Genomic DNA, 19,864 nt, shown 5'->3' with positions numbered 1-19,864 from the left:
CGTATGGATTATTATGAGGTTCTGGGAGTTTCTAAAACTGCTTCCGATGAAGAAATAAAGAAAGCATACCGTGCAAAGGCGCTGCAATATCATCCCGATAAAAATCAGGGAAATGCAGCTGCTGAAGAAATGTTCAAAAAGATAAACGAAGCGTATTCTGTATTGTCGGATTCCAAGAAACGCGCCGATTATGACCTCGGCGGTACCGCATCGCAGCAATACGGAGCCTATACACAACAGTATGCACGGCAGAATCCTTTTACCTATAACCCGTTCGCAGAAGACGATGATGATCCGATGTTCGGTCACTCGTATCACTGGACGTTCTACCATTCGCCGGAACAGGAAAACGAGCCGGTCTCACATCGCAGAGGATTGGGAGCTTTACTCGCCGGTATCTTATATCTGTGGCTTGGATTGCTCAGTTTTCGTGTTATATATGCTTTTGGTTTTTTAAGTCTTTTTATCGGTGTGCCGCTGCTTGTGAAAGGCGTTAAAAACCTGAAAATAGCATTCGTGTCGTTTTTTAAAAGCAGCAGTTAGCGTTCGCGGAAAATAATCCTGCCTCTATTTAGATCGTAAGGAGAGAGCGCAACTTTTACGCTGTCGCCGGGGACGATGCGGATAAAATGTTTGCGCATTTTTCCCGATAAATGAGCCAAAATGACATGACCGTTTTTTAATTCAACACGAAACATCGTGTTGGGAAGGGACTCTTTAACTATTCCTTCAACTTCAATTGCTTCTTCTTTAGCCACAATTCCTCCGAAAAGCATCTAAAAACAACGAGACTGTTAAAAACTTCGGTTTTTGGGCAGCTCCCCTTAAAACTCCAGTTTTTTAGAAATTTCCAGTTGCTTTTTTACCGAAATAACGCATATAATTGTAGAGTCTATTCATTAGTTTGTCAACTAATCGCATTGCCTCACGTTAAATCTAACCGAAAAAGAAGCGGTGCATCACGTAAAAATCTAACCCAAAATAGAAGCCCAAAGGAAGGGCGCAATGGGGTTAGACATGAAAACGAAAAAGAAATTAACCGAAGAGACGGCGAAGCGTTACTGTACGGCAAGCAAAAAGAACAAGACGAAAATAATCGATGAGTTCATCGCAACAACCGGTTACAATCGAAAGTATGCCATTCACGTTCTGAAAAACAGTGCCTACGTAAAAGTCACGCACTTTAACAATGTCGCAAGACAGAGCGTACAGGTCATTACAAAGACAGGTAAAAAGCGGAAGTATGAAAAATACTACGGGCAAGACGTACAACAAGAAGTCATCCGGCTGTGGATTTTTTCGATGTATCTGTGTGCAAAACGTCTTGTGCCGTTCATTCGGGATAATATCGATTACTTTGCTCAAAAGTTCAGCTATGATGAAAAACTGAAAACAAAACTCACCCGCATATCAAGCGCGACAGTCGGCAGGATTCTCAAACCGGAAATTCCAAAACATTCCATCCGCGGTATTTCAACAACACGACCTGCAAAGAATCTTAACAAGCTCATCCCCATCCGTACCTTTTTCGATTGGGATGAACGTAAGCCGGGTTTTTTTGAGGTTGACACCGTTGCCAACTGCGGCATAAGTACCCAAGGACAGTATATTTGCACGCTTACCCTTACCGATGTCCATTCAGGCTGGACGGAAAACCGAGCCCTTTTAAACAAAGCTCATCGTTGGGTAAAAGAAGCAATAGAAGATGTGAAAGAAAAGCTCCCGTTTCAGATGAAAGGTATTGATAGCGACAACGGAAGTGAGTTCAAAAATACACAGCTGTTGCAATGGTGTAAAAGTAATGAGATTATCTTCACTCGGAGCCGATCGTATAAAAAGAATGATAATTGTTTTGTTGAACAGAAAAATGATAGTGTCGTAAGGCACATTGTCGGTTACTATCGCTTTGAGGGAGAAGCTGCGCGAGCGGTTATGGCTGACCTTTATCAGCAGTATAATACACTGGTCAATTTCTTTTTTCCTTCGATGAAAATTATTTCAAAAAAACGGATAGACGCAAAGGTCACAAAGAAATATGATACGGCAAAGACTCCGTATTGCAGGCTGATGGAAAGCTCTGATGTAAGCGAGGCGGTAAAAGCTGAGCTGTGCCGCAGGAAGAACAACTTGGATTTACAACAACTGCTTGAAACAACGCAATGCTTGCAGAGTAAACTTATCTCTATGGCTCAGTCTTGGTCATAGATAGCTACGGTTAGATTTTTACATGAGTAACCGCAATCCTTTCGGTTAGATTTTTACGTGAGTAAATACGCTAATGGAAAGAGGCATAAAAAGAGAGGAGTTACAAAAATAGATGGAAAAAGAGTTTTACCAAGAGATGAAGCAATCTCTGCATGAGCACCGTGCTGAAATTATCAAAACGTTTGTGGCAAATCATGAAAGTTTTAGACAGATTATTGAATCGGTAGATCCTAAAGATTTTGGTGATATTGCTTCGGAAGATACCGATCGGAAGATGCTGGAGAGTATGAATGAAAAAGACGCCAAACGGATGCAGTTAATTGAATCTGCTCTAGCCCGTATCGAGCAAGGGAAGTATGGTAAGTGCATCAAATGTGCAAAAAAAATACCGGAAGACCGGTTGCGGGCTATTCCTTACGCATTGATGTGTATCGAATGTCAATCAGCGATCGAACGAAAAAAACGCTAGTCGGACAATGGGAGATACAATGCAAAGGTTTTTTTTATTCATCGCGGACGGATTTGAAGAAGTTGAAGCAGTTACACCGCTCGATTATTTGCGTCGCTGTGGAACTGACTTGACCTTAGTCGGAGTTGACGCAGATGTCATTCGTTCGTCGCGCGGATTGACTGTTACCTGCGACATTGCGTTATCCGAACTTATTGGAAGGGGCGTCGAAGCGAAAGAAAATGCCGAGCGATTGGCAGCTAGTACTGCACTGGCGATATTGCCTGGCGGACTTCCAAACAGTCGTACGCTCAGTGAAAATACTGAGCTCCGCTCTTTTATAACTGAGACGGTAAAGCACGGTGGATTAGTCGCAGCGATTTGTGCGGCTCCGGCACTTGCACTTGGTGGATGGGGTTTGCTTGAGGGGAAACGCTTTACCTGTTATCCGGGTATGGGAGCAGATTTACCGACGCAGCCTGTAAAGGGCGCGCGTGTCATTCGTGACGGTCAATTTATTACTGCCTGTGGAGCCGGAGCTGCTGAAGAATTCGCTTTTACCTTGGTGGATGCCTTGTATGGCGAAAAAAGACTTGCTGAGCTGAAAAGTTCAATCGTCGCCCGATAGTGCGGTATATATATTGATAATACAATGAAGATAAGCGGCTATCAAGATTGGCAAGAGGCGATGTTGCAGCTTCCCGAAAGAACATTTTTTCTCTTAATGCGTCTGTATCTTGGGGAAATTAAAACGCCCTTTAATAAGCAACGCCTCGTAGAAAGTCTTGGTAGTTTTTTGTCGAAGGCAGAAACACAGCAAACTATGATAGGAGGTCTTGACCGCCTCGATCTGTTGATTTTAACAGCCGTTCATACGCTACCGTTACCTAACCGCGGGGCTCTGTTGATATTTTTATCTTCTGAAACCATGTTACAGACTCGGCTAGCTAATCTGGAAGAGCGGCTTATTCTCTATCGAAACAGTTATACCGACGATTACGATAGAGTAATTAACAACTATAGCATTAATCCTTTTTTGTATAAGTCCGTCGAACCTTTGTTAGATTCGCGCTTACTTTTTTTATCACAGCAGAAAAAAGAACCACAGAGTGAGGCTATACTTTGTGATGATATCGTATTGGCGGGACTCTACACCTTTTTCCTCAAAGAAACCGATGTGCTGAAAATGAATGGCGCTTTTAAAGTAAGAGCCGAAAAGCAGCTTAAAGCGGTTTTTCAGGATACCGTAACAGATATAGGTGCTTTTAAAACGCTCTGTATCGGCTTACGAAACCTTGGTTTGCTAATAGCTGAGTCGGCAAGCCTTATCCCGCAGCAAGGCCGATGGGAGGAGTTTTTTAAGCGAACCCCCTTTGATCGAAAGATGTATATTATCGCCGCAGTGTACGGCCATGCACGCCATGATAGTATGCAAAAACGGGCGCAATTTTTTTCGGATTTTTTAGCGTCGCTCGATCCCTGTGGTGTATATGATGATATCACATTGAAGCGCTTTTTTGATTTTTTATTCTTGCGTTTACATGTCGAAGCAAACGGAGATGCCTCAGTTTTTCCTGATATGATGATCGAGGATGAACAGCGTATGATCGATACGCTCAAAATACTTAAGTTTCTGCTGCCGGTCGGGGAATATTGGCAGCTGAATGCAGCCTCTTTTAACCAAGAATCGGTAGAGCAGCCATTGATTGCTGCTCCTTCATTCGAAATAACTATGTTGCCCTTTACCGCTCTTTGGCGTATATTTCCGGTACTGAGCTGTATGGAACCGATATCTATTTTGACAACCGGTCGGTTTACTATCACGCGGACAGCTTGTTTGCGCTGTTTTGAGCGATGCAGTACCGATAAAGTTCTGATCGCATTACTTGATGAAGCCTCCGGTGGGAAACTTCCTCAAAATATAAAGGTGAGTATTTCCGAATGGTATTTGCAGTGTACCGCTGTCGGTTTGTATTATGGATTTGTGATAACCGTTGCAGAGGATAAACGGAATCTTTTTAAGAAAAATGCAGGGTTGCAGGATATTATCTATAAGGAATTAGCTGACGGTGTTTATTTGATAAAACAGATGGATTTGGATTCGGTGCGTACGATGATTAAGTCTGCCGGTCTGGATGTAACTTTTTATACCCCATGTGCTACGGGACGGTATACTACTGTGGGATTTTCTTCTATTGAACACCGGCACCCCGCTCTTGGCGGATTCGATAAGAAAACAGAGGAATGGTATGCAGCTCAATGTGAACAGGAAAAGAACTATTATGAATATATTCGGGAACTGCAAGCTGTTGTAGATACGATGCCAATCGATCAGTATAATAAACAAAGCTTGAAAGAAAAAATTGCAAAAAAGCTGATTATTACCAAAGGACAACTGTATGGAGCAGTGGCAGACAACGAAGTTCGAGAGATTTCGGGGCTTGATTTTTTAGGAAAAATCCATCTTGCAGAAACTGCGATTGCCGACAACAGTCGTTTGGAGGTGTCGATCGATGGAGTTTCCGGACGTCGGATAATTATGGGTATCCCTATTGCAATTGAGAAAACGGATCATGATGCGGTCTTGGTGATGCAGGAAGATGACACGCAATATAAAGAAAGAATTTCGATTGCCGGTATCATAAAGATGAGGTCATTTCGCAGTTCATTTTTTTCTTAGTATCGATGGCCGCTTCAGAATTTTGAAAAAAAATCCGATATTGTAATCGAGATATTGGATTTTCTTCTTGACTTTTTATGGGAGGGTTTAAGACGATGGGGGCATCGTTTATATTAGCGCCGTCTTTATTGAGTGCAGACTTTTCACGGCTCGCCGAAGAATTACATTTTATTGAAGCAAACGGAGGTCAATGGGTGCATCTTGATGTGATGGACGGAGTCTTTGTACCGAATTTAACGTTCGGTGCTCCCGTTGTGCGTAGTCTACGGAGTAAGAGCACCCTTCCTTTTGATGTGCATTTGATGGTTTCCCGCCCTCAAGATTTTGTAAAAGATTTTTCAGCGGTAGGAGCAGATTATTTCACGTTTCATATTGAAGCGGCAGTGCATGCTCATAGGCTTATTACGGAAATTCGTGCAGCAGGTATGAAACCCGGCGTGAGTATCGTGCCGTCGACCCCTGTACATCTTTTAGATGAGGTGTTACCTTTTGTCGATCTTGTGTTGGTGATGACGGTTAATCCGGGCTTCGGTGGACAAACGATGATTCCCCGCTGCCTCGAAAAGATCAAAACGTTGTATGAGTACCGTGAAAAGTACGATTACCGCTATTTAATTTCCGCTGACGGCGGCGTTAATGCGGAAACGCTTCCGGCTGTATGCAATGCCGGTGCCGATGTTATCGTGTCAGGATCATCTTTTTTTTCCGGAGAGATAAAGAAATGAAAAAAAAATTAATACTGGCTTATCTTGTGTGCTTTGGTATATGCAATCTCTTTGCCGATAGTGATGATTTACTAACCGGTTTAGATGCATACAGCCGCGGAGATTGGACTACTGCAACGGCATCATTTGAGCGGGTGCTTACCACTGCAGATCCGAATAATCGTACTGAGGCATTATACTGGTTAGTAATGTCTGAAACCTCTGCACAAAATTATCAACGTGCATTGAATTATGCCAATACATTTTTGGAGAGTGCATCCGCAGATGAACGCGCTGCCGAGGTGAACTATCAAAAAAGGACGGCTTCTATATTTATCCGGCAGCTATGAGGCATCATTGGATGTCCTCTATCGGTTTATTGAAAAGTATCCCGATCATCCTAAAATTCCGTCTGCTTATTATTGGATAGGCGAAAATCTTTATGCAGCAGGGAATCACACCGAAGCCCGTAAAATTTTTAGTAAAGTCATCGTAGACTATCCGCAATCGGGGAAGGTTAATGAAGCGCGGTATAAAATTGTGCTTATTGATCAACAGTCGGTTCGAGAAGAACTTTTGCAGATGGCGAATGAAGCCCATTCCGCATCGGCACAAGCCGAAAAAACACGTGCAGACGCCGAACCGGAGCCGGAACCCGATAAAGCAGCCCCGAAATCCGATGAATCAAGCGCTTCGGTTGCCTCAGACACTACGGACAGCAATACCGAAGATGCGCTGGTTGCAGATGAAGCTGCTATAACGGTTGCTGCAGATACTACCGATACTACCACGGATGCCGGCGAACCCGATACAACTGAAACAGCGGTTGCTGTACCGACCGACAGCGCGGAAGCGGCGCCGGTTACAGAGACTTCTTCATTAGCAACAGTAGAAGAAGGAAAACAGATCGAACACTTTGTTAGCCGTTTAACAGCGTTGGAGAAAAAAATTAATGAAATTTCTGCAGCACTTTCTCTTATTGCTGAAGAACAAGAAAATCAGCGTATACGGGAACAGCAGCAAGCTTTTGAACAACAGCAGAAGGTTGAGCAGCAACAAAAAGAAGCCGAGCAGCAGGAACTTGAAAAGCGCCGTCAGGAGCTGGCAGGACTAAAGGCTCGCGCCCAAACCTTGGAAAAACTTTATGAACAGCATATGAAAGGAGCAAAATAATGTGGAGACCCAATAAAAAGATGATTCTATTATGCCTCTCGGTGTGGCTGCTGAGTGGATTATTTGCGGCGGAAAATACAGTCGAAATGATCAGCGATCCGTTAAAGTTGGTCATTTACCCTAACACGGGCAATTTCTGTTTATATCATTCAAAAGCCGAGGATGCGCGCGCGTATGAGCCGCTGTATGATGACCGCTCTCAATCTTCCGTAAACATTTACTCAGTGCTTTTTAATGGGGAGATATTCCACCTCAATAATAAAAGTGGAAAGAAAATTATTATTAGCCAGTCAAAAAATGAGATAACGGTCATGTTCCAAATCAGCATGGATTTTTTGGCGACGCAAACTTTTTCGTTTGTACCTTCAAAACAGCGGTCAACGGGGAAACTTTTGAAAATTGTAACCGAAATTCAAAATATTTCGGGGGATATTGCTGATATCGGTTTAAAGGCTTTATTTGACACTTCGTTAGGTGAAAAAAACCTTGTTCCGCTGTATACGGACTTACGCAGCGAAATTGGAGCAGAATTGATGTTGCAGCCGGTATTGGAAAAAGATTCCGTTATCTTTTCTGCGGATAGAGGATATGCCTGTCTTTTTTTCTTACGAAATGAATATATGACGGTACCGACAGCCGTGTATATTGCAAATTGGGAACGGCTGGTAACAAAGAAGTGGCTACCCTCTTACGTAAGTGGCAGATCATTCCGTAAGTATGCGTTTTCCGATCCCGGGCTTTTATACGTATGGTCTGAAAAGAAGATGCTCAATAAAGAGACTTTCAGTGTTACAAACTGCATCGGCTTTTATGATTATCGGAATGCAGCTGATACTGTAACAGCATATTCGGCATATACCCAACAGGCAGGGGGGGAGCCAGCTCTACCGGTTACTGCACCTCCTAGTAAATTGACCGTTACCACCGTTTACCGAGCAGCTCCCGTAACTCAACCTGTTGATCCTAACGCACAGTCGGTGGATAGTTCTGTTTCTTCGACTTCAGTAGGGGAGCCTAACACTGTTCAAGTTACCGAACGGAATACATCGGTACAACCGACAAAATCCGAGAAGCCAAAGAAAGATTATCGGTATGTGCAGGAACTGCTGGATAGGATTGCGGAACTTGAAAAGTCGTCTGACGTATTATCCACGGAAGAGATTGCTAAATTACGTGTAGAAGTAGATAACGCAATAGAGGCTATGCAGGAACAATAATGCCGTCATCGATTCTTGAACAAGCAAAAAAACAATTTGTCAAGGGGAATTATCAACAGGTTATTAATCTATTGGAGCCGCACGTTACGCAATACGTTGTATCGAGCGATACCAAAGATGTTGTGTATAATGCATCATTTAATAAATCGTTTCCTTTTTATCTGTATTTAGGACTTGCTTGTTTACATGCCGGGGATATCGGCGGCGCCGTTGATTATTTGGCTTGCGCACGGAAAATTAAAATGACTGATCCCGATTTGCTATGTGCGCAGGCTGTGCTGTTTTTACGGCGAGGCGACACCGCACGCGCGATCGACTATTATCTGGAAGCGATTGAGTATAATCCTAACCATGAATTGGCACGCAGCGGATTGGAGTTTATTCGAACTCATAACACGCCGGAGGCAATAGGAGATGCCGTTCAATCGGGTGAAATAAAAAAGTTTTATCCTCGTCCAGGTGTACAGTCCTATATTAAAAAAAGAATAATCTTGTTTGCCTGTTTGGTAGTTGCTGCGTTTGTTGCGGTGATTGCAGTAATGGTATTGATAAAAATTCCTCTGTCGTTGCGGACACAGAATAATAATAGGGCTGATCTCTCGGCATTCGCATTGCTGTCGGATGAAAAAGCACGTCCGATTGATACGGGCGGGACGTATCGGTATATGCTTTCGGAAAAAGAGGTGCTTGCGGCATATCGGAATGCACAGAAATATTTTCAGGATTCACGGGATAACCTGGCGCAAATTGAAGTTAACCGGATTTTGTCTTCGAACGCCGCCCATTCGATTAAACAGAAGGCGCGGTTGTTAATGGACTATTTTGCGAAACCTGGCTTCGATACTGTTCGGGATATTCCATCCTACAGCGAGGTACGAGCTGATATTCCGCTTTATCTTGATTGCTGGACAATTTGGTCGGGACGTGCAACAAATATACAATCCGATGGGGACAATACGAGCTTCGATCTTTTGGTAGGGTATAGCGAGCGTATTCAGTTGGAAGGTGTTGTTCCTATCTTTTGTAATTTTTCGGTCAGGATAGATTCTGAACGCCCAATAGAAGTATTAGGAAAAATCCAGCAGCGGGGCGGTATCCTTTTTTTAAAAGCTGCCGGTATTCATCAAAGCCAAGTACCGGAAAACAAGCGCTGATTGGAGAAAATATGTATACGGCGGAAAAAGTACGGATAGGCGGCAAGGGCAGCGTTCGGAGTATTGAGCTCGGCGGTGATAGTCCTATTGCTATCCAGACTATGTGGAAACAGCCGCTGAGCGGAGATACCTTGCAGGAAACGGCACGGAAAATTGCCGAATTGGAGCAGCTCGGCTGTGACATTCTCCGGTTTGCCGTACCGGATTCCGAAAGCGCCGAAGCGTTTGTCAAGCTTACTGAAATGACGCCGATGCCGCTTGTTGCCGATATTCACTTTGACTATCGGCTTGCGTTGCGCTGTATGGACGGCTGTGCTGCAAAAATACGTATCAATCCGGGAAATATCGGAACGGAAGATCGGGTAAGCGCGGTCATTAAAAAAGCACAGGATACCGGTACCGTACTCCGCATCGGTGTCAACAGCGGCTCTCTCCCCGCCGATATACGGAACCGTATGGAGCAGGAAATCCGCGAAGGACGTAATGCAGAGGAGGCGAGGGCAGCCGCATTGGTTGCCGGGGCGCAGCGGGAAGCGGCGCTTTTCGATAAACACGGCTTTACGCAGTACCTTGTGTCGATGAAAGCCTCATCCGTAAACGAGACGGTCATTGCCAATGAACTGTTTGCTGCCGAATCCGCTGCGCCGCTCCATTTAGGTGTTACGGAGGCGGGGCCTTTGGTTTCGGGCATTGTCAAAAGTACGCTCGCATTTTCAAAGCTGCTTGAACGGAATATCGGCGCTACCGTGCGGGTGAGCCTTTCCGATACTATGGAAAATGAGGTTATTGCAGCGCGGGAAATTTTGACGGAATGCGGTAAACGGAAAGGCGGTATCAGGTTGGTGTCGTGCCCGCGCTGCGGCCGTAACGGTTTCGATGTTCACGGGTTCGTTGCACGCTGGCAGCACCGGCTTTTTGCCGAAAAGAAAGACTTGACTGTTGCGGTGATGGGATGTGTTGTCAACGGGCCGGGCGAGGGAAAATTTGCCGATATCGGGATTACCGGTGCGGAAAACGTTATCCTGTTGTTTAAGCGGGGCGTTATCGTTCAGCGTATCGATATACAAGGCTTGACGGAAACGGAAAAAAATACGGTTGTCGATGCAGCCTTTGAAAAGGAGCTGAGGAGTTTATGAAAAAGTTAGTAATAGCGTGTTTTACAATCCTTATCAGTGCGTTTCTGTATGCACAAAAAGTATCGACTGACTCGTTGGAGTACCCTTGGCATCTGCTTGAGCAAGGAAAGGTTGCGTATGAAGGACGGGAATTCGGCAAGGCTCTCCTTTTGTTCAGGCAAGCGCGGGAAATGCATAAAACACAGGTAACCGCTCAATATGATTATCTTTTTGCCGCACTTAAACCGCATCAGGTAAGGGCTGCCGGTGATCTTATCTCGGATGTATACCGTGTGTTGGAAAAGCGGCAGGATTATGAAGCCTGTGCAATTCTTGATAGAATTTTTCTTATTCATCCTCCTGCTTATTTTGATAAGTCGATTTCTGCAGTACTTACATGGTTAAAAAAGAGCGATGTCTATCCCGAATGTGATTATCTTATCGGGAAGGTTTATGAGCTTGAAGGAGAGCTTACTCAGTCCCGCAGATTTTATCAATCTGCATGGGAAGCGAGAGAATTTTTATACATCCCCGATATGCGGTTTGAAATTATTTATTCGCTTGCACAAATTTCCGGTTTATTAAAGCAGTATGACGATCAGGAAAAATACCTCCTCCTTATTTTAACGGAAGATCCGGTGTATGGAACTACCAACGTAGAAAGTCCTACATTGAGGGCGATGATCCATACGATTAAAAATGAAAAGACGGTTGAAAAGTTTTTTTCATTATATCGGCATCATAATGATATAGCGCTTCGTGCTTATATTGAACTGACCGATATTTATCTTCGTGCCGAAGAATACGATCGCGCATTTAGAACTGCGCTTCTCGGCGCCGATATTGCCGTTACGTATTTAAGCAATACCTTGAAAAAAGCTGATTTTATGTATACGTACAGTAACTTTTCCGATCTATTGCAGAGAATCGGCACAAATAATGAAATCTTACAATGGACGGAAACCAAGCAAATTTGGAATGTCTTTTTGCAGTTTGCAGATTTGTTGTACCGGCAGGGATTTGTCGTACAAGCAAATGATCTCTATCACAAATTGTCGGAAAGCTGTCCTTCTTTTACGTATGCAAAGGAAGCAACTTACAGGCTTTCTCAAACTTTTTAAACGAAAAGCACTGCTGCATCGGCAGCAGTAAAACCGGGGAGGTGGAAGATGAATATACACGACTACGGATTTTATCGGGTTGCTGCGATAGTTCCTCCTTGTGCAGTTGGCGATTGCACCGGTAATGCCGAACGGATTATCGGTGCATTGCGGAAAAGTGCCGAAATGGGAGCCGATATTGCCGTATTCCCCGCATTGGCTCTAACATCCGCCAGCTGTGGCACTTTTTTCGAACACCGGTCATTACTGAATGCTGCAGAAGACCGGCTTGCGTATATCGTCCGGCAAACCTCCATGGAGCCGATTATCGGTGTGGTTGGTTTTCCATTCTTTTTTTCGGGTAATATCTACAGTGCTGTTGCCGTCTTCAGTAGAGGAACTATTTACGGCATTGTACCGCTGGATGGAACCGCTCACTCCCGCGTTTTTTCCGTATATAGCGGAAGAGAATCTTCGACAATTCTTACCGGTTTGCAGAATACGGCTATTCCGTTCGGTTCCGATTTGCTGTTTGAAGTAGAAAAAAGCCGATTTTCGTTTGTAATCGGCAGCCCAAAAAATATACAAAATCAAAGTCAAGCCGGAATCAAAGACGGTTCTCCGGCGACGGGCAGCACCTTAACGGTAACCGGAGCGGCGCTATACATTGAACCGCTCGCACAGGCTTCGTTCGCGGGGTCTTTTACGGAACTTTGCCGCAGCGCTGCAGCCCGATCAAAGCAAGAAAGGAATACGGTTCTGTTTGTCAACGCCGGTTGGGGAGAGTCTTCAACCGACACTGTCTGTGCGGGCGAGCGCGGCATTTACGAAAACGGCGAACTGCTTGCGGCGGCAAACGGGTTTGAACTGTCTTCTTTTAATAAAACAGGCGATTTCAATTTTTCCGGCTATGAAGATGAAGCCGCTATTACCCTTGCAGATATGGATTGCGAAGCGCCCTCCAGTCTCGGCCGTAGTTCATCGGTTTGCCGCCGTATTGTCATTCCTGCCATACCTTCCCGAGGGGTTCTACTTGTTCGTCCGCGCAATCCCAATCCATTCATTCCGCTTGCGGTGCAAAATAACGAGCAAGCATGGGAAAGTTTTTTCTCACAGGTAACGGAGCTCCAAGCGCGCGGACTTGCGAAGCGGTTGTACCACACCGGTTGTAAAAAGACGGTGCTTGGGATTTCCGGCGGCTTGGATTCCACATTGGCGCTCTTTATTGCGATACTCGCTTCGCGAATGCTCCGTCAGAAAGCCGATTCGGTTACGGCAATTACCATGCCCGGCTTCGGAACAACGGACAGAACCAAATCCAATGCGCTTAAACTTGCGGAATTACTCGGCTGTACCGTTCTTACCATTCCTATAGAAAAGGCGATGCTGCAACATTTTGCGGATATCGAGCACCCCGCAGATCTCTGCAATACGGTCTACGAAAACGCGCAGGCACGGGAACGAACTCAAATTCTGATGGATAAAGCAAACCAGCTTGGGGCGCTGCTTGTCGGGACTGGGGATCTTTCCGAATCCGCGCTCGGATGGGAAACGTATAACGGCGATCATATGTCGATGTATAATGTCAATGCCGGGATCCCAAAAACTATGTTGCGCCATTGCATCGACTATGTTGCGGCATATCCGTCGGTATTTTTACCGGATGCCGATAAGCATACCGAATTCCGCGCTATTGTGCAGGATATTCTCGATACGCCGATCAGTCCCGAACTACATCCTGCCCAAAAACAAGTCATCACGCAAAAAACCGAGGACATACTCGGCCCCTATGAGCTGCACGACTTCTTTTTATATTATCTGCTGCACACGGATTTCAGTCCTGCAAAAATCCTTTTACTTGCGGAGCATTGTTTTTCTACGGAGCAGCGGTATAACCGTCAGCAGATACTCGGCTGTATGCGTATTTTTTACCGGCGCCTTTTTTCTCAGCAGTTTAAACGTTCCTGTGCTCCCGACGGCGTGCAGGTAGGATTCGGCAGTTTCTCTCCGCGGGGAGCATGGCAAATGCCGAGCGATATGAATGCTGCCGTATGGCTTACCGAACTTGAAAAGTTGTCGGAAGTGTGATATATCTTTTTAATGTTTCAAACAATTGCCGCGTGGATAGGACAGTATATTTCTTATTTTCCGTTGGTTATTTTTATCAGCTTGTTTCTCGGAGGTTTTAACCTGCCGATTTCGGAGGATATCATTGTTATTACTGCTGCTTTGCTTTGCAGACAAGAGAAGGCGTCTATTCCATCATTTTATGCTGCTCTCTATTTCGGTGCAGTGATCAGCGATTATCTTGTCTATTTTTGGGGATGGCTTTTAGGGCACGGCAGAATTTCGGGGAAATTTTTTTCAAAATTGATAAGCGAAAATAATATAAGTCGTATTTCCAATGCACTTGAACGGCACGGCTTTCTAACTTTTTTATTCGGGCGTTTTATTCCTTTCGGTATACGCAATATTATTTCAATGACATCCGGCTTTGTTAATTTTCCGTTTTATAAGTTCGCTTTTTTTGACGCTATTGCAGCGGTTTGCAATATTTCGGCTTTATTCTGGCTGGTCTACTTTCTTGGGCAAAGGGGCAGTCATTTTATGAAGATTATCGGAATTGTTCTTTTACTGCTTTTTATCGGCTTTAGTATTTATGTTATGCGATCGGAAAAATTTTTTAAGTCTTCACAAAAGAGACACAGCGCCGAATGACTTACTTATAGGAATTAGATATTCATCGGTAAAGAGGAGGCGGTATGAATAAATTCGCAATTATTGGTTTAGGTGCGTTCGGTGTCCGTATGTTGGAAGAACTGCTCCATTTTACCGATGAAGTTATCATTATAGATAAAGATCCTAATCTTATTAAAAAGTATGAAGGCAAGGCTGTTAAAGGCTCGGTCGTGAATATTACCGATGAAGAGAGTCTCCGGAAAAATATTCCTCAAAGAATCGGTACTGCTATTGTTGATCTGGGCGGAAGGATTGAACTTTCGCTGATGGTAACCAAATATTTAAAGCAGCTTGGTATTAAAGAGATTGTTGTAAAGGCTGAAACCGACCAACATGAGAATCTGCTGTCCATGGTTGGGGCAACAAAGGTGATTTTCCCCGATCGAGAAGCAGCAAAGCGAGTTATGCCGATGTTGGCCTCAACTTTGTTGTTGAATTTTATGCCGATTTCAACTGAGCTTGCATTGGCGGAAGTAAGCATTAATGAAAAATATATCGGCATGACGCTCCTTGAAGCAAATTTACGAAAAGAACTCGGTCTTAATGTTGTTGCGGTACGAAAGCAAGACTGTGAAAGTTTTGAATTTATTGAACCGGACTATCGCTTTGCCGCAGATGATATTCTCCTCTTAGCAGGTTCGGAAGAGCATATTTTTGTTTTTTCTCATCATAAAGAAGACTTACATAAAAAAGAACATGCAAGCCTTTTCCGTATGCTCTTTCCGCGCTTTCCTTTTTAAAATATAGGTTAAGAAAGATATATTGACACTCAGCTCCATTTATGAAACGATAAACTAATTATGGGAAAACTAAGGAAAACACTCTCTATTGGTGTTGTTATGATGTTTTTAACGTCATTTCCTATTTTTGCCCATGACTTTAGTTTTGGGGTAAAGTTATTCGGCTTAAGTATTCATCCAAGTGGTGCCCCAAATTATCGGCTTTTTTCCATGGAAGCTTGATCCTAAGGGAATTGTCGTCTTTAATCCCGGGGTAACGCTGAATTTTGAATATTTTGTGTGGCGGGATATTATTTCCATAAAACTGGTACAGGGACTTTATGGCGATTGTGCGATGCAGTTTGCAGGCTTTTCTCATCTTGGTTTTAGGGTACGCTTTTTAAAAATCGCTCGGTTCTCGATGAATGTAGGCATAGTACCGACATTTTTATATAAGCGGAGTTGGTATAAATTACCTAATTATGATCCTTCTTCAGAGTCCTATAAGGGGGGAACAAAAGGTGAAGATTGGCAACACCTCTTTTATTGGTATGCCGGCGAAATTGAAACGAATGTTAAAGTAAATGATAATTTCGATGTTTCCATTACCATTATCCCGGGAATACCGGAAATAGTCAATTTCAGTTCAGGATTTCGGTATAATTATCACGGAAAAAAGGCATAAGACTTATAGTTTCTTAATCTCAATTTCGAGTCTGTTAATTTTCCGCTCTGCATACGGCCAAAAGAAATGCGCGGTAATGCCGCTTGCGAACAGCGGAATACCCGCAAAGCATGGCAGATAAAGCACGGCAGATGTATTCCTGCACGGAAACTGTCCAAAAACTGATTAGCGATTCCGTGTGAGCGGATACGATGAATTATTTCCTTACAGAAAAAGCCGGTAGACTTTCAAGTTTTTGGACAGCCCCTATATTTTCAAAAGGGTGTTATTTTGTAATTTTGGTAATCTTTACAGTCCATTCGCCGCCGTATTCGATTTTATGCACGGATGCAAAATTGTCCATATTCAATGCCATCGATAAGCAATCAAGGCTATTGTAATACAGCAGCGGCTTTCCATCGGGAACATCACCGAAACTGTTCACATACGGCATAGAGCCGGTGTATACTTGTTTTCCGTTATTGAATACCGTTACCTGTACGATATCATTGACGGCTAATTTTAATGCATCCGCTGTTTCACGGCTGATATTTGTCCACACATTCCCATACTGGATATCGAGGGCAGGAATGGTTCCTAATAGTGCACCTTTATCAAAACGGGGCTTTTCGTAAGGAAGACGGACAATCTCTTTTTTTTTGCGGGGCCAACCTGTTCAAAACTGATGATTCCTCCTGCGAGCCGCGCACCGGTAAAGGCGTATACATCACGTCCGTGGAAGGTGTAACTCTTTTCTGAGTTTTTTTCGGCGGTTCACCGCTTCATCGATTAAACGGACTTCTGCAATTCCAAGCCGATCTGCAACAAGTGTAAGCGTTCCATTATCAGGAGTAACAATATAGTGACCTGTTTTAGTCTTTAAGACAACCGAATCGCGGTCGGTACCGACACCGGGGTCAACTACCGATACAAAGACTGTGCCTGCAGGCCAGTATTCTACCGTCTGAAAGAGTCGATACGCTGCATCCCAGATACTGTAAGCCGGTATTTCGTGGGTAAGATCATACAGCGGAATCGTAGATGATTGCGTAAAAGCGACACCCTTCATTGCGGAAACCGCGCCGTCCTTTAATCCGAAGTCAGTCTGAAATACCAACGGCCGAGAATTTCGGGGCGTTCCCGCGCAGCCGGAAATACCGATTGCGATTATCAGCATACCTGCTGCAGCTAAACCGAATAACCTTTTATTGCACATAAACCCTCCTATAAAGCCAAGTTTTCTTTTAAAAACTTGGCCTCATCAACCGGTGGACATTTTTGTCCATCAGTTGATGAGTGTTTTAAAACTCATCAAAAGAAACCTCTTCCTGTTTTACAGGTGTATTGCTTCCTTCGGGAGTATTCTCTATGTTTTTTACAGCTGATGTATTTGAATTAAATTCATCGTATTTGTCATAGTCGGCTTTTAATTCTTCTACAAGCTGCAAGAGAGCCGGTTCGTCCAATGCTTTTAAAACATCCTGACATTGTGCAGGTGAAATTGCAATCCGTATTGCAGGGCAGTTAGCGCCGTCGTCTGCCCGAGTTGTCGCATTGGCCAGAATGAAGTATGGCCGATGCGGAGTAATAAACTGATAATCAAACCGCAGAGTCGGATATGCTTCATGTGCGCTACCGAATAGTCCCCATGTCATTAAGATATCAGTCTTTCCAAATGCTCCCTTTTTCTTTGCCCCTTCGGGAGTCAGCGTTTTATCGGCAAAAGCTGTGAGGTATTGCTCAATGGCCTCCCGGAGAAGTGCACGTTCCTTCTTTTTTAAGGAAATCCAAATATTATCTCCCATCATCTTATGATGAAATTTAACAGTGTTTGTCGAGGGTTCAAAAACAAAGCTGATATCGCGCGGCAGTAAATCGTTGGAATAACGTTTTACTATATTAAGATGCAGTACACCTAACGACTGCACAGGGTAATTACCGAGGAAATCGGGATCATGCTTTTTTGACGTAGAGGCACATGCGCCGCTCAAAAATACAATACCGAGCGTTGCAATCAGTAAACACAGGGGTATAATACGTTTCATAATAACTCCTATAAAAACTTTGGTTAAAAACTACATCGACAATGATGTCAAATACAGTTTTTAGCATATCTTTTTATGCCGAATTGTACGGAAAACCACCTCTTAATGCAAGGTCTTTGCATCGATGTCACAGGGCAACCGCATTATAAAATATTTTCAGAGGTTGCCTTCCTTCTGTGCGAAATTTCATAGGTATAAGGTGAGCGGCTACAACGACGCCGCTCACCTTAACCGTCAAGTTTTCTTTCGAAAACTTGCGTATTGATGTGTGCGCTTTTAGCGCACGAATGCAACAGTTTCCAAAATTCATATTTTGTTCAACTGTTGCATTTTAAGGAAATAAAATTTCGCACATTTTTCCAGCAGACGGGTAAACGCATCAGGTGAGTAGGTAAAAACCGTGGAAAAATTGAGACTGTGAGACCATTTGAACCATCTTCAACTGTTGTACATCCGTGTACCTCTCAACCGATGTACGTCCATGTACATCGGTTGAGGACAAGTTTTGTTCCAAAACTTGTTTCTGACCTATCCCACGCCCATCCTTGGGCGCATTGAAGGCGAGTTTTGTGCGTGCACAAAACATCGCTGCTGTATGGAACTACTGCCATCCTTGGCAGTTCTGGTCGAATAGTCTCAATTTTTCCGCGGGGGTGTTAAAAAAACGACCTGATGCGTTTACCCTGATCGATGTCAACCGCAGCGGAGATACTTTAAGCGGCGGCTTTCTGTTGTACAGCTGATTTAAAAAGAAGAACGCACCCATTAGGTATGGAAGTCAAATGCCACAGGATATGGAATGCGTATCATTATGTATAGTCGCCCAAAGTTTTTCCATAAAATATTTTTTATTGACGATTGCCCGTACATGGGTACCGCGGCCTATAATTCCCCGATCATTCGATACTTCTGCTTTAAAAGTTAAAAATTTTCCATTTTTGCTGATATCTATCAGTTCGGTATGGACATACACTTTCATTCCTTCAAGCGTTGCCGCAATGTGCTCGATATCGACTTTTACGCCGACCATCGTATATCCTTTTTCTAAAAACGGCAATACACTGAGCGCTGCAGTTCTTTCAATTTTTAAAACCATGTTTGGCGTTGAAAAAACTTCCAGTGTATCGTCACCGTCCTGACTCGCCAGCATTTCCTTTGTAACAATAAAACTCATGTCTCCCTTAATTCCGACTTCCATATACTCCTCCATATTGCGATAGCTGTAAACGATAGGAAATTTTTTTAGACTCCATTTTTTTAGAGACGTCCTATACTCCCTTTATATATTTTTTTTGATAAATGTTTGTAACGTAGGAATATGACTTGCCGTAGGATCTTTGACAGCATACAGTATCGTAACGTTACCGGTTCGCAATTTTTCTTTTATTTTTTCAAGAAAAGCCGGTGCAGCGGGGTTCTTTGCTAATTCCTTTGCATACAAAGCAGAAAAATGCTCATAATTCATTTCTCCTCTGTGATATGCCTGTCGTATATCCGATGACGGTGTAATATCTTTCGCCCAATCCCCAAGCATTGCTTTTTCTTTTGTAATGCCGCGCGGCCAAAGTCGATCGACTAATATTCTAAATCCGTCTTGTGGTTCAGTCGGCTCGTATATCCGTTTCCAATATAATGTTCCCATAATAGAACCTCCATATAAGTAGTATAACAAGGTTATCGGAGTAAAACAATTCTTAATTGTGAAAAGCGTTCGGTGTGTTTGCTCTGAATAAGTTTAACTTATGTCGGTAAAAACACCGGTAAAAATGCTTGAAACAGCACGATTTTTCATATATAATAAGGTAATTGTAATGGAGTATTTTTTGCAGCAGGGATTATTTTGGGAAAGTGGCTTATGCTTTTCGTGCAATCAATGTTCGGCATGTTGTCGTTATGATCCG

Annotated in this window: 23 protein-coding genes; 17 read left to right on the top strand and 6 right to left on the bottom strand. The window is 43.6% G+C overall.

Annotation, left to right across the window (positions count from 1 at the left end):
- Positions 1–3 precede the first annotated feature (3 nt).
- Positions 4–543 (top strand): DnaJ domain-containing protein, encoded by a 540-nt coding sequence (locus GWP43_RS15445; RefSeq protein WP_162663975.1) that lies wholly within the window; start codon positions 4–6, stop codon positions 541–543.
- On the opposite strand, the gene infA is transcribed toward GWP43_RS15445, so the two are convergent.
- Positions 540–761 carry a translation initiation factor IF-1 gene (infA, locus tag GWP43_RS09645; RefSeq protein WP_462218612.1) on the bottom strand — a complete coding sequence of 74 codons (222 nt, stop codon included), beginning with the start codon at positions 759–761 and terminating at the stop codon, positions 540–542. The two genes, GWP43_RS15445 and infA, sit on opposite strands and share 4 nt — an antisense overlap.
- A gap of 244 nt (positions 762–1,005) precedes the next feature.
- Here infA and GWP43_RS09640 point away from each other — a divergent pair, with 244 nt between their 5' ends.
- The 15 genes from GWP43_RS09640 to GWP43_RS09575 all read left to right on the top strand — a co-directional run bounded on the left by GWP43_RS09640 (position 1,006) and on the right by GWP43_RS09575 (position 15,939).
- The gene (locus tag GWP43_RS09640) at positions 1,006–2,205 is read left to right on the top strand and encodes an integrase catalytic domain-containing protein (protein WP_162663974.1); all 1,200 of its coding nucleotides are present in this window, start codon (positions 1,006–1,008) and stop codon (positions 2,203–2,205) included.
- 112 nt (positions 2,206–2,317) lie between these two features.
- Positions 2,318–2,674 carry a TraR/DksA family transcriptional regulator gene (locus tag GWP43_RS09635; protein WP_162663973.1) on the top strand — a complete coding sequence of 119 codons (357 nt, stop codon included), beginning with the start codon at positions 2,318–2,320 and terminating at the stop codon, positions 2,672–2,674.
- A 19-nt stretch (positions 2,675–2,693) separates the two neighbouring features.
- The gene (locus GWP43_RS09630) at positions 2,694–3,281 is read left to right on the top strand and encodes a DJ-1/PfpI family protein (protein WP_162663972.1); all 588 of its coding nucleotides are present in this window, start codon (positions 2,694–2,696) and stop codon (positions 3,279–3,281) included.
- A gap of 24 nt (positions 3,282–3,305) precedes the next feature.
- Positions 3,306–5,333 carry a hypothetical protein gene (locus GWP43_RS09625; RefSeq protein WP_162663971.1) on the top strand — a complete coding sequence of 676 codons (2,028 nt, stop codon included), beginning with the start codon at positions 3,306–3,308 and terminating at the stop codon, positions 5,331–5,333.
- A gap of 95 nt (positions 5,334–5,428) precedes the next feature.
- A complete protein-coding gene (gene rpe / locus GWP43_RS09620) occupies positions 5,429–6,058 on the top strand; it encodes a ribulose-phosphate 3-epimerase (protein WP_162663970.1) in 630 nt (209 codons plus the stop codon).
- Complete coding sequence (locus GWP43_RS14970) at positions 6,055–6,387, top strand: outer membrane protein assembly factor BamD (RefSeq protein WP_230977661.1); 333 nt, start codon at positions 6,055–6,057, stop codon at positions 6,385–6,387. Before rpe ends, GWP43_RS14970 begins: the two co-directional genes overlap by 4 nt.
- Positions 6,388–6,394: 7 nt before the next feature.
- A complete protein-coding gene (locus GWP43_RS09615) occupies positions 6,395–7,210 on the top strand; it encodes a tetratricopeptide repeat protein (protein WP_230977660.1) in 816 nt (271 codons plus the stop codon).
- Entirely contained in the window at positions 7,210–8,427 is a 1,218-nt protein-coding gene (locus GWP43_RS09610) for a hypothetical protein (protein WP_162663969.1), read from the top strand. Before GWP43_RS09615 ends, GWP43_RS09610 begins: the two co-directional genes overlap by 1 nt.
- Positions 8,427–9,581 (top strand): tetratricopeptide repeat protein, encoded by a 1,155-nt coding sequence (locus GWP43_RS09605; protein WP_162663968.1) that lies wholly within the window; start codon positions 8,427–8,429, stop codon positions 9,579–9,581. Before GWP43_RS09610 ends, GWP43_RS09605 begins: the two co-directional genes overlap by 1 nt.
- Positions 9,582–9,592: 11 nt before the next feature.
- The gene (gene ispG / locus GWP43_RS09600; protein WP_162663967.1) at positions 9,593–10,717 is read left to right on the top strand and encodes a (E)-4-hydroxy-3-methylbut-2-enyl-diphosphate synthase; all 1,125 of its coding nucleotides are present in this window, start codon (positions 9,593–9,595) and stop codon (positions 10,715–10,717) included.
- Positions 10,714–11,817 carry a hypothetical protein gene (locus tag GWP43_RS09595; protein ID WP_162663966.1) on the top strand — a complete coding sequence of 368 codons (1,104 nt, stop codon included), beginning with the start codon at positions 10,714–10,716 and terminating at the stop codon, positions 11,815–11,817. Before ispG ends, GWP43_RS09595 begins: the two co-directional genes overlap by 4 nt.
- 48 nt (positions 11,818–11,865) lie before the next feature.
- Entirely contained in the window at positions 11,866–13,884 is a 2,019-nt protein-coding gene (locus tag GWP43_RS09590) for an NAD(+) synthase (RefSeq protein WP_162663965.1), read from the top strand.
- Between the two features lie 12 nt (positions 13,885–13,896).
- Positions 13,897–14,514 carry a DedA family protein gene (locus tag GWP43_RS09585; protein ID WP_162663964.1) on the top strand — a complete coding sequence of 206 codons (618 nt, stop codon included), beginning with the start codon at positions 13,897–13,899 and terminating at the stop codon, positions 14,512–14,514.
- Positions 14,515–14,558: 44 nt separating this feature from the next.
- The gene (locus tag GWP43_RS09580; protein ID WP_162663963.1) at positions 14,559–15,275 is read left to right on the top strand and encodes a potassium channel family protein; all 717 of its coding nucleotides are present in this window, start codon (positions 14,559–14,561) and stop codon (positions 15,273–15,275) included.
- A 181-nt stretch (positions 15,276–15,456) separates the two neighbouring features.
- Positions 15,457–15,939 (top strand): hypothetical protein, encoded by a 483-nt coding sequence (locus GWP43_RS09575; protein ID WP_230977659.1) that lies wholly within the window; start codon positions 15,457–15,459, stop codon positions 15,937–15,939.
- A 265-nt stretch (positions 15,940–16,204) separates the two neighbouring features.
- Here GWP43_RS09575 and GWP43_RS15270 read toward each other — a convergent pair whose 3' ends face one another.
- The 3 genes from GWP43_RS15270 to GWP43_RS09565 form a co-directional block, all read right to left on the bottom strand.
- Entirely contained in the window at positions 16,205–16,510 is a 306-nt protein-coding gene (locus GWP43_RS15270) for an SAM hydroxide adenosyltransferase (protein WP_414162733.1), read from the bottom strand.
- A 135-nt stretch (positions 16,511–16,645) separates the two neighbouring features.
- Positions 16,646–17,134, bottom strand: a complete 489-nt coding sequence (locus GWP43_RS15265; protein ID WP_269138845.1) for an SAM hydrolase/SAM-dependent halogenase family protein — start codon at positions 17,132–17,134, stop codon at positions 16,646–16,648.
- An 85-nt stretch (positions 17,135–17,219) separates the two neighbouring features.
- Positions 17,220–17,963 carry a hypothetical protein gene (locus GWP43_RS09565; protein ID WP_162663962.1) on the bottom strand — a complete coding sequence of 248 codons (744 nt, stop codon included), beginning with the start codon at positions 17,961–17,963 and terminating at the stop codon, positions 17,220–17,222.
- 569 nt (positions 17,964–18,532) lie between these two features.
- On the opposite strand from GWP43_RS09565, the gene GWP43_RS09560 reads away from it, so the two are divergent.
- A complete protein-coding gene (locus GWP43_RS09560; protein ID WP_162663961.1) occupies positions 18,533–18,706 on the top strand; it encodes a hypothetical protein in 174 nt (57 codons plus the stop codon).
- Between the two features lie 35 nt (positions 18,707–18,741).
- On the opposite strand, the gene GWP43_RS09555 is transcribed toward GWP43_RS09560, so the two are convergent.
- Together GWP43_RS09555 and GWP43_RS09550 are read right to left on the bottom strand one after the other, a co-directional pair.
- Positions 18,742–19,161 (bottom strand): thioesterase family protein, encoded by a 420-nt coding sequence (locus tag GWP43_RS09555; protein WP_162663960.1) that lies wholly within the window; start codon positions 19,159–19,161, stop codon positions 18,742–18,744.
- 81 nt (positions 19,162–19,242) lie between these two features.
- Positions 19,243–19,605 (bottom strand): DUF488 domain-containing protein, encoded by a 363-nt coding sequence (locus GWP43_RS09550; protein WP_162663959.1) that lies wholly within the window; start codon positions 19,603–19,605, stop codon positions 19,243–19,245.
- Positions 19,606–19,864 lie beyond the last annotated feature (259 nt).

This window comes from Treponema vincentii (assembly GCF_010365865.1).
GTDB lineage: Bacteria > Spirochaetota > Spirochaetia > Treponematales > Treponemataceae > Treponema.
This window is presented reverse-complemented; position numbering and strand designations above follow the sequence as displayed.

What these genes read in the sequence shown, in the direction of transcription:
- GWP43_RS15445 (WP_162663975.1), top strand. Translation starts at nt 4, where the DNA reads ATGGATTATTATGAGGTTCTGGGAGTTTCTAAAACTGCTTCCGATGAA.
- GWP43_RS09640 (WP_162663974.1), top strand. Translation starts at nt 1,006, where the DNA reads ATGGGGTTAGACATGAAAACGAAAAAGAAATTAACCGAAGAGACGGCG.
- GWP43_RS09635 (WP_162663973.1), top strand. Translation starts at nt 2,318, where the DNA reads ATGGAAAAAGAGTTTTACCAAGAGATGAAGCAATCTCTGCATGAGCAC.
- GWP43_RS09630 (WP_162663972.1), top strand. Translation starts at nt 2,694, where the DNA reads ATGCAAAGGTTTTTTTTATTCATCGCGGACGGATTTGAAGAAGTTGAA.
- GWP43_RS09625 (WP_162663971.1), top strand. Translation starts at nt 3,306, where the DNA reads ATGAAGATAAGCGGCTATCAAGATTGGCAAGAGGCGATGTTGCAGCTT.
- rpe (WP_162663970.1), top strand. Translation starts at nt 5,429, where the DNA reads ATGGGGGCATCGTTTATATTAGCGCCGTCTTTATTGAGTGCAGACTTT.
- GWP43_RS14970 (WP_230977661.1), top strand. Translation starts at nt 6,055, where the DNA reads ATGAAAAAAAAATTAATACTGGCTTATCTTGTGTGCTTTGGTATATGC.
- GWP43_RS09610 (WP_162663969.1), top strand. Translation starts at nt 7,210, where the DNA reads ATGTGGAGACCCAATAAAAAGATGATTCTATTATGCCTCTCGGTGTGG.
- GWP43_RS09605 (WP_162663968.1), top strand. Translation starts at nt 8,427, where the DNA reads ATGCCGTCATCGATTCTTGAACAAGCAAAAAAACAATTTGTCAAGGGG.
- ispG (WP_162663967.1), top strand. Translation starts at nt 9,593, where the DNA reads ATGTATACGGCGGAAAAAGTACGGATAGGCGGCAAGGGCAGCGTTCGG.
- GWP43_RS09595 (WP_162663966.1), top strand. Translation starts at nt 10,714, where the DNA reads ATGAAAAAGTTAGTAATAGCGTGTTTTACAATCCTTATCAGTGCGTTT.
- GWP43_RS09590 (WP_162663965.1), top strand. Translation starts at nt 11,866, where the DNA reads ATGAATATACACGACTACGGATTTTATCGGGTTGCTGCGATAGTTCCT.
- GWP43_RS09585 (WP_162663964.1), top strand. Translation starts at nt 13,897, where the DNA reads ATGTTTCAAACAATTGCCGCGTGGATAGGACAGTATATTTCTTATTTT.
- GWP43_RS09580 (WP_162663963.1), top strand. Translation starts at nt 14,559, where the DNA reads ATGAATAAATTCGCAATTATTGGTTTAGGTGCGTTCGGTGTCCGTATG.
- GWP43_RS15265 (WP_269138845.1), bottom strand. Translation starts at nt 17,134, where the DNA reads ATGTGCAATAAAAGGTTATTCGGTTTAGCTGCAGCAGGTATGCTGATA.
- GWP43_RS09565 (WP_162663962.1), bottom strand. Translation starts at nt 17,963, where the DNA reads ATGAAACGTATTATACCCCTGTGTTTACTGATTGCAACGCTCGGTATT.
- GWP43_RS09555 (WP_162663960.1), bottom strand. Translation starts at nt 19,161, where the DNA reads ATGGAAGTCGGAATTAAGGGAGACATGAGTTTTATTGTTACAAAGGAA.
- GWP43_RS09550 (WP_162663959.1), bottom strand. Translation starts at nt 19,605, where the DNA reads ATGGGAACATTATATTGGAAACGGATATACGAGCCGACTGAACCACAA.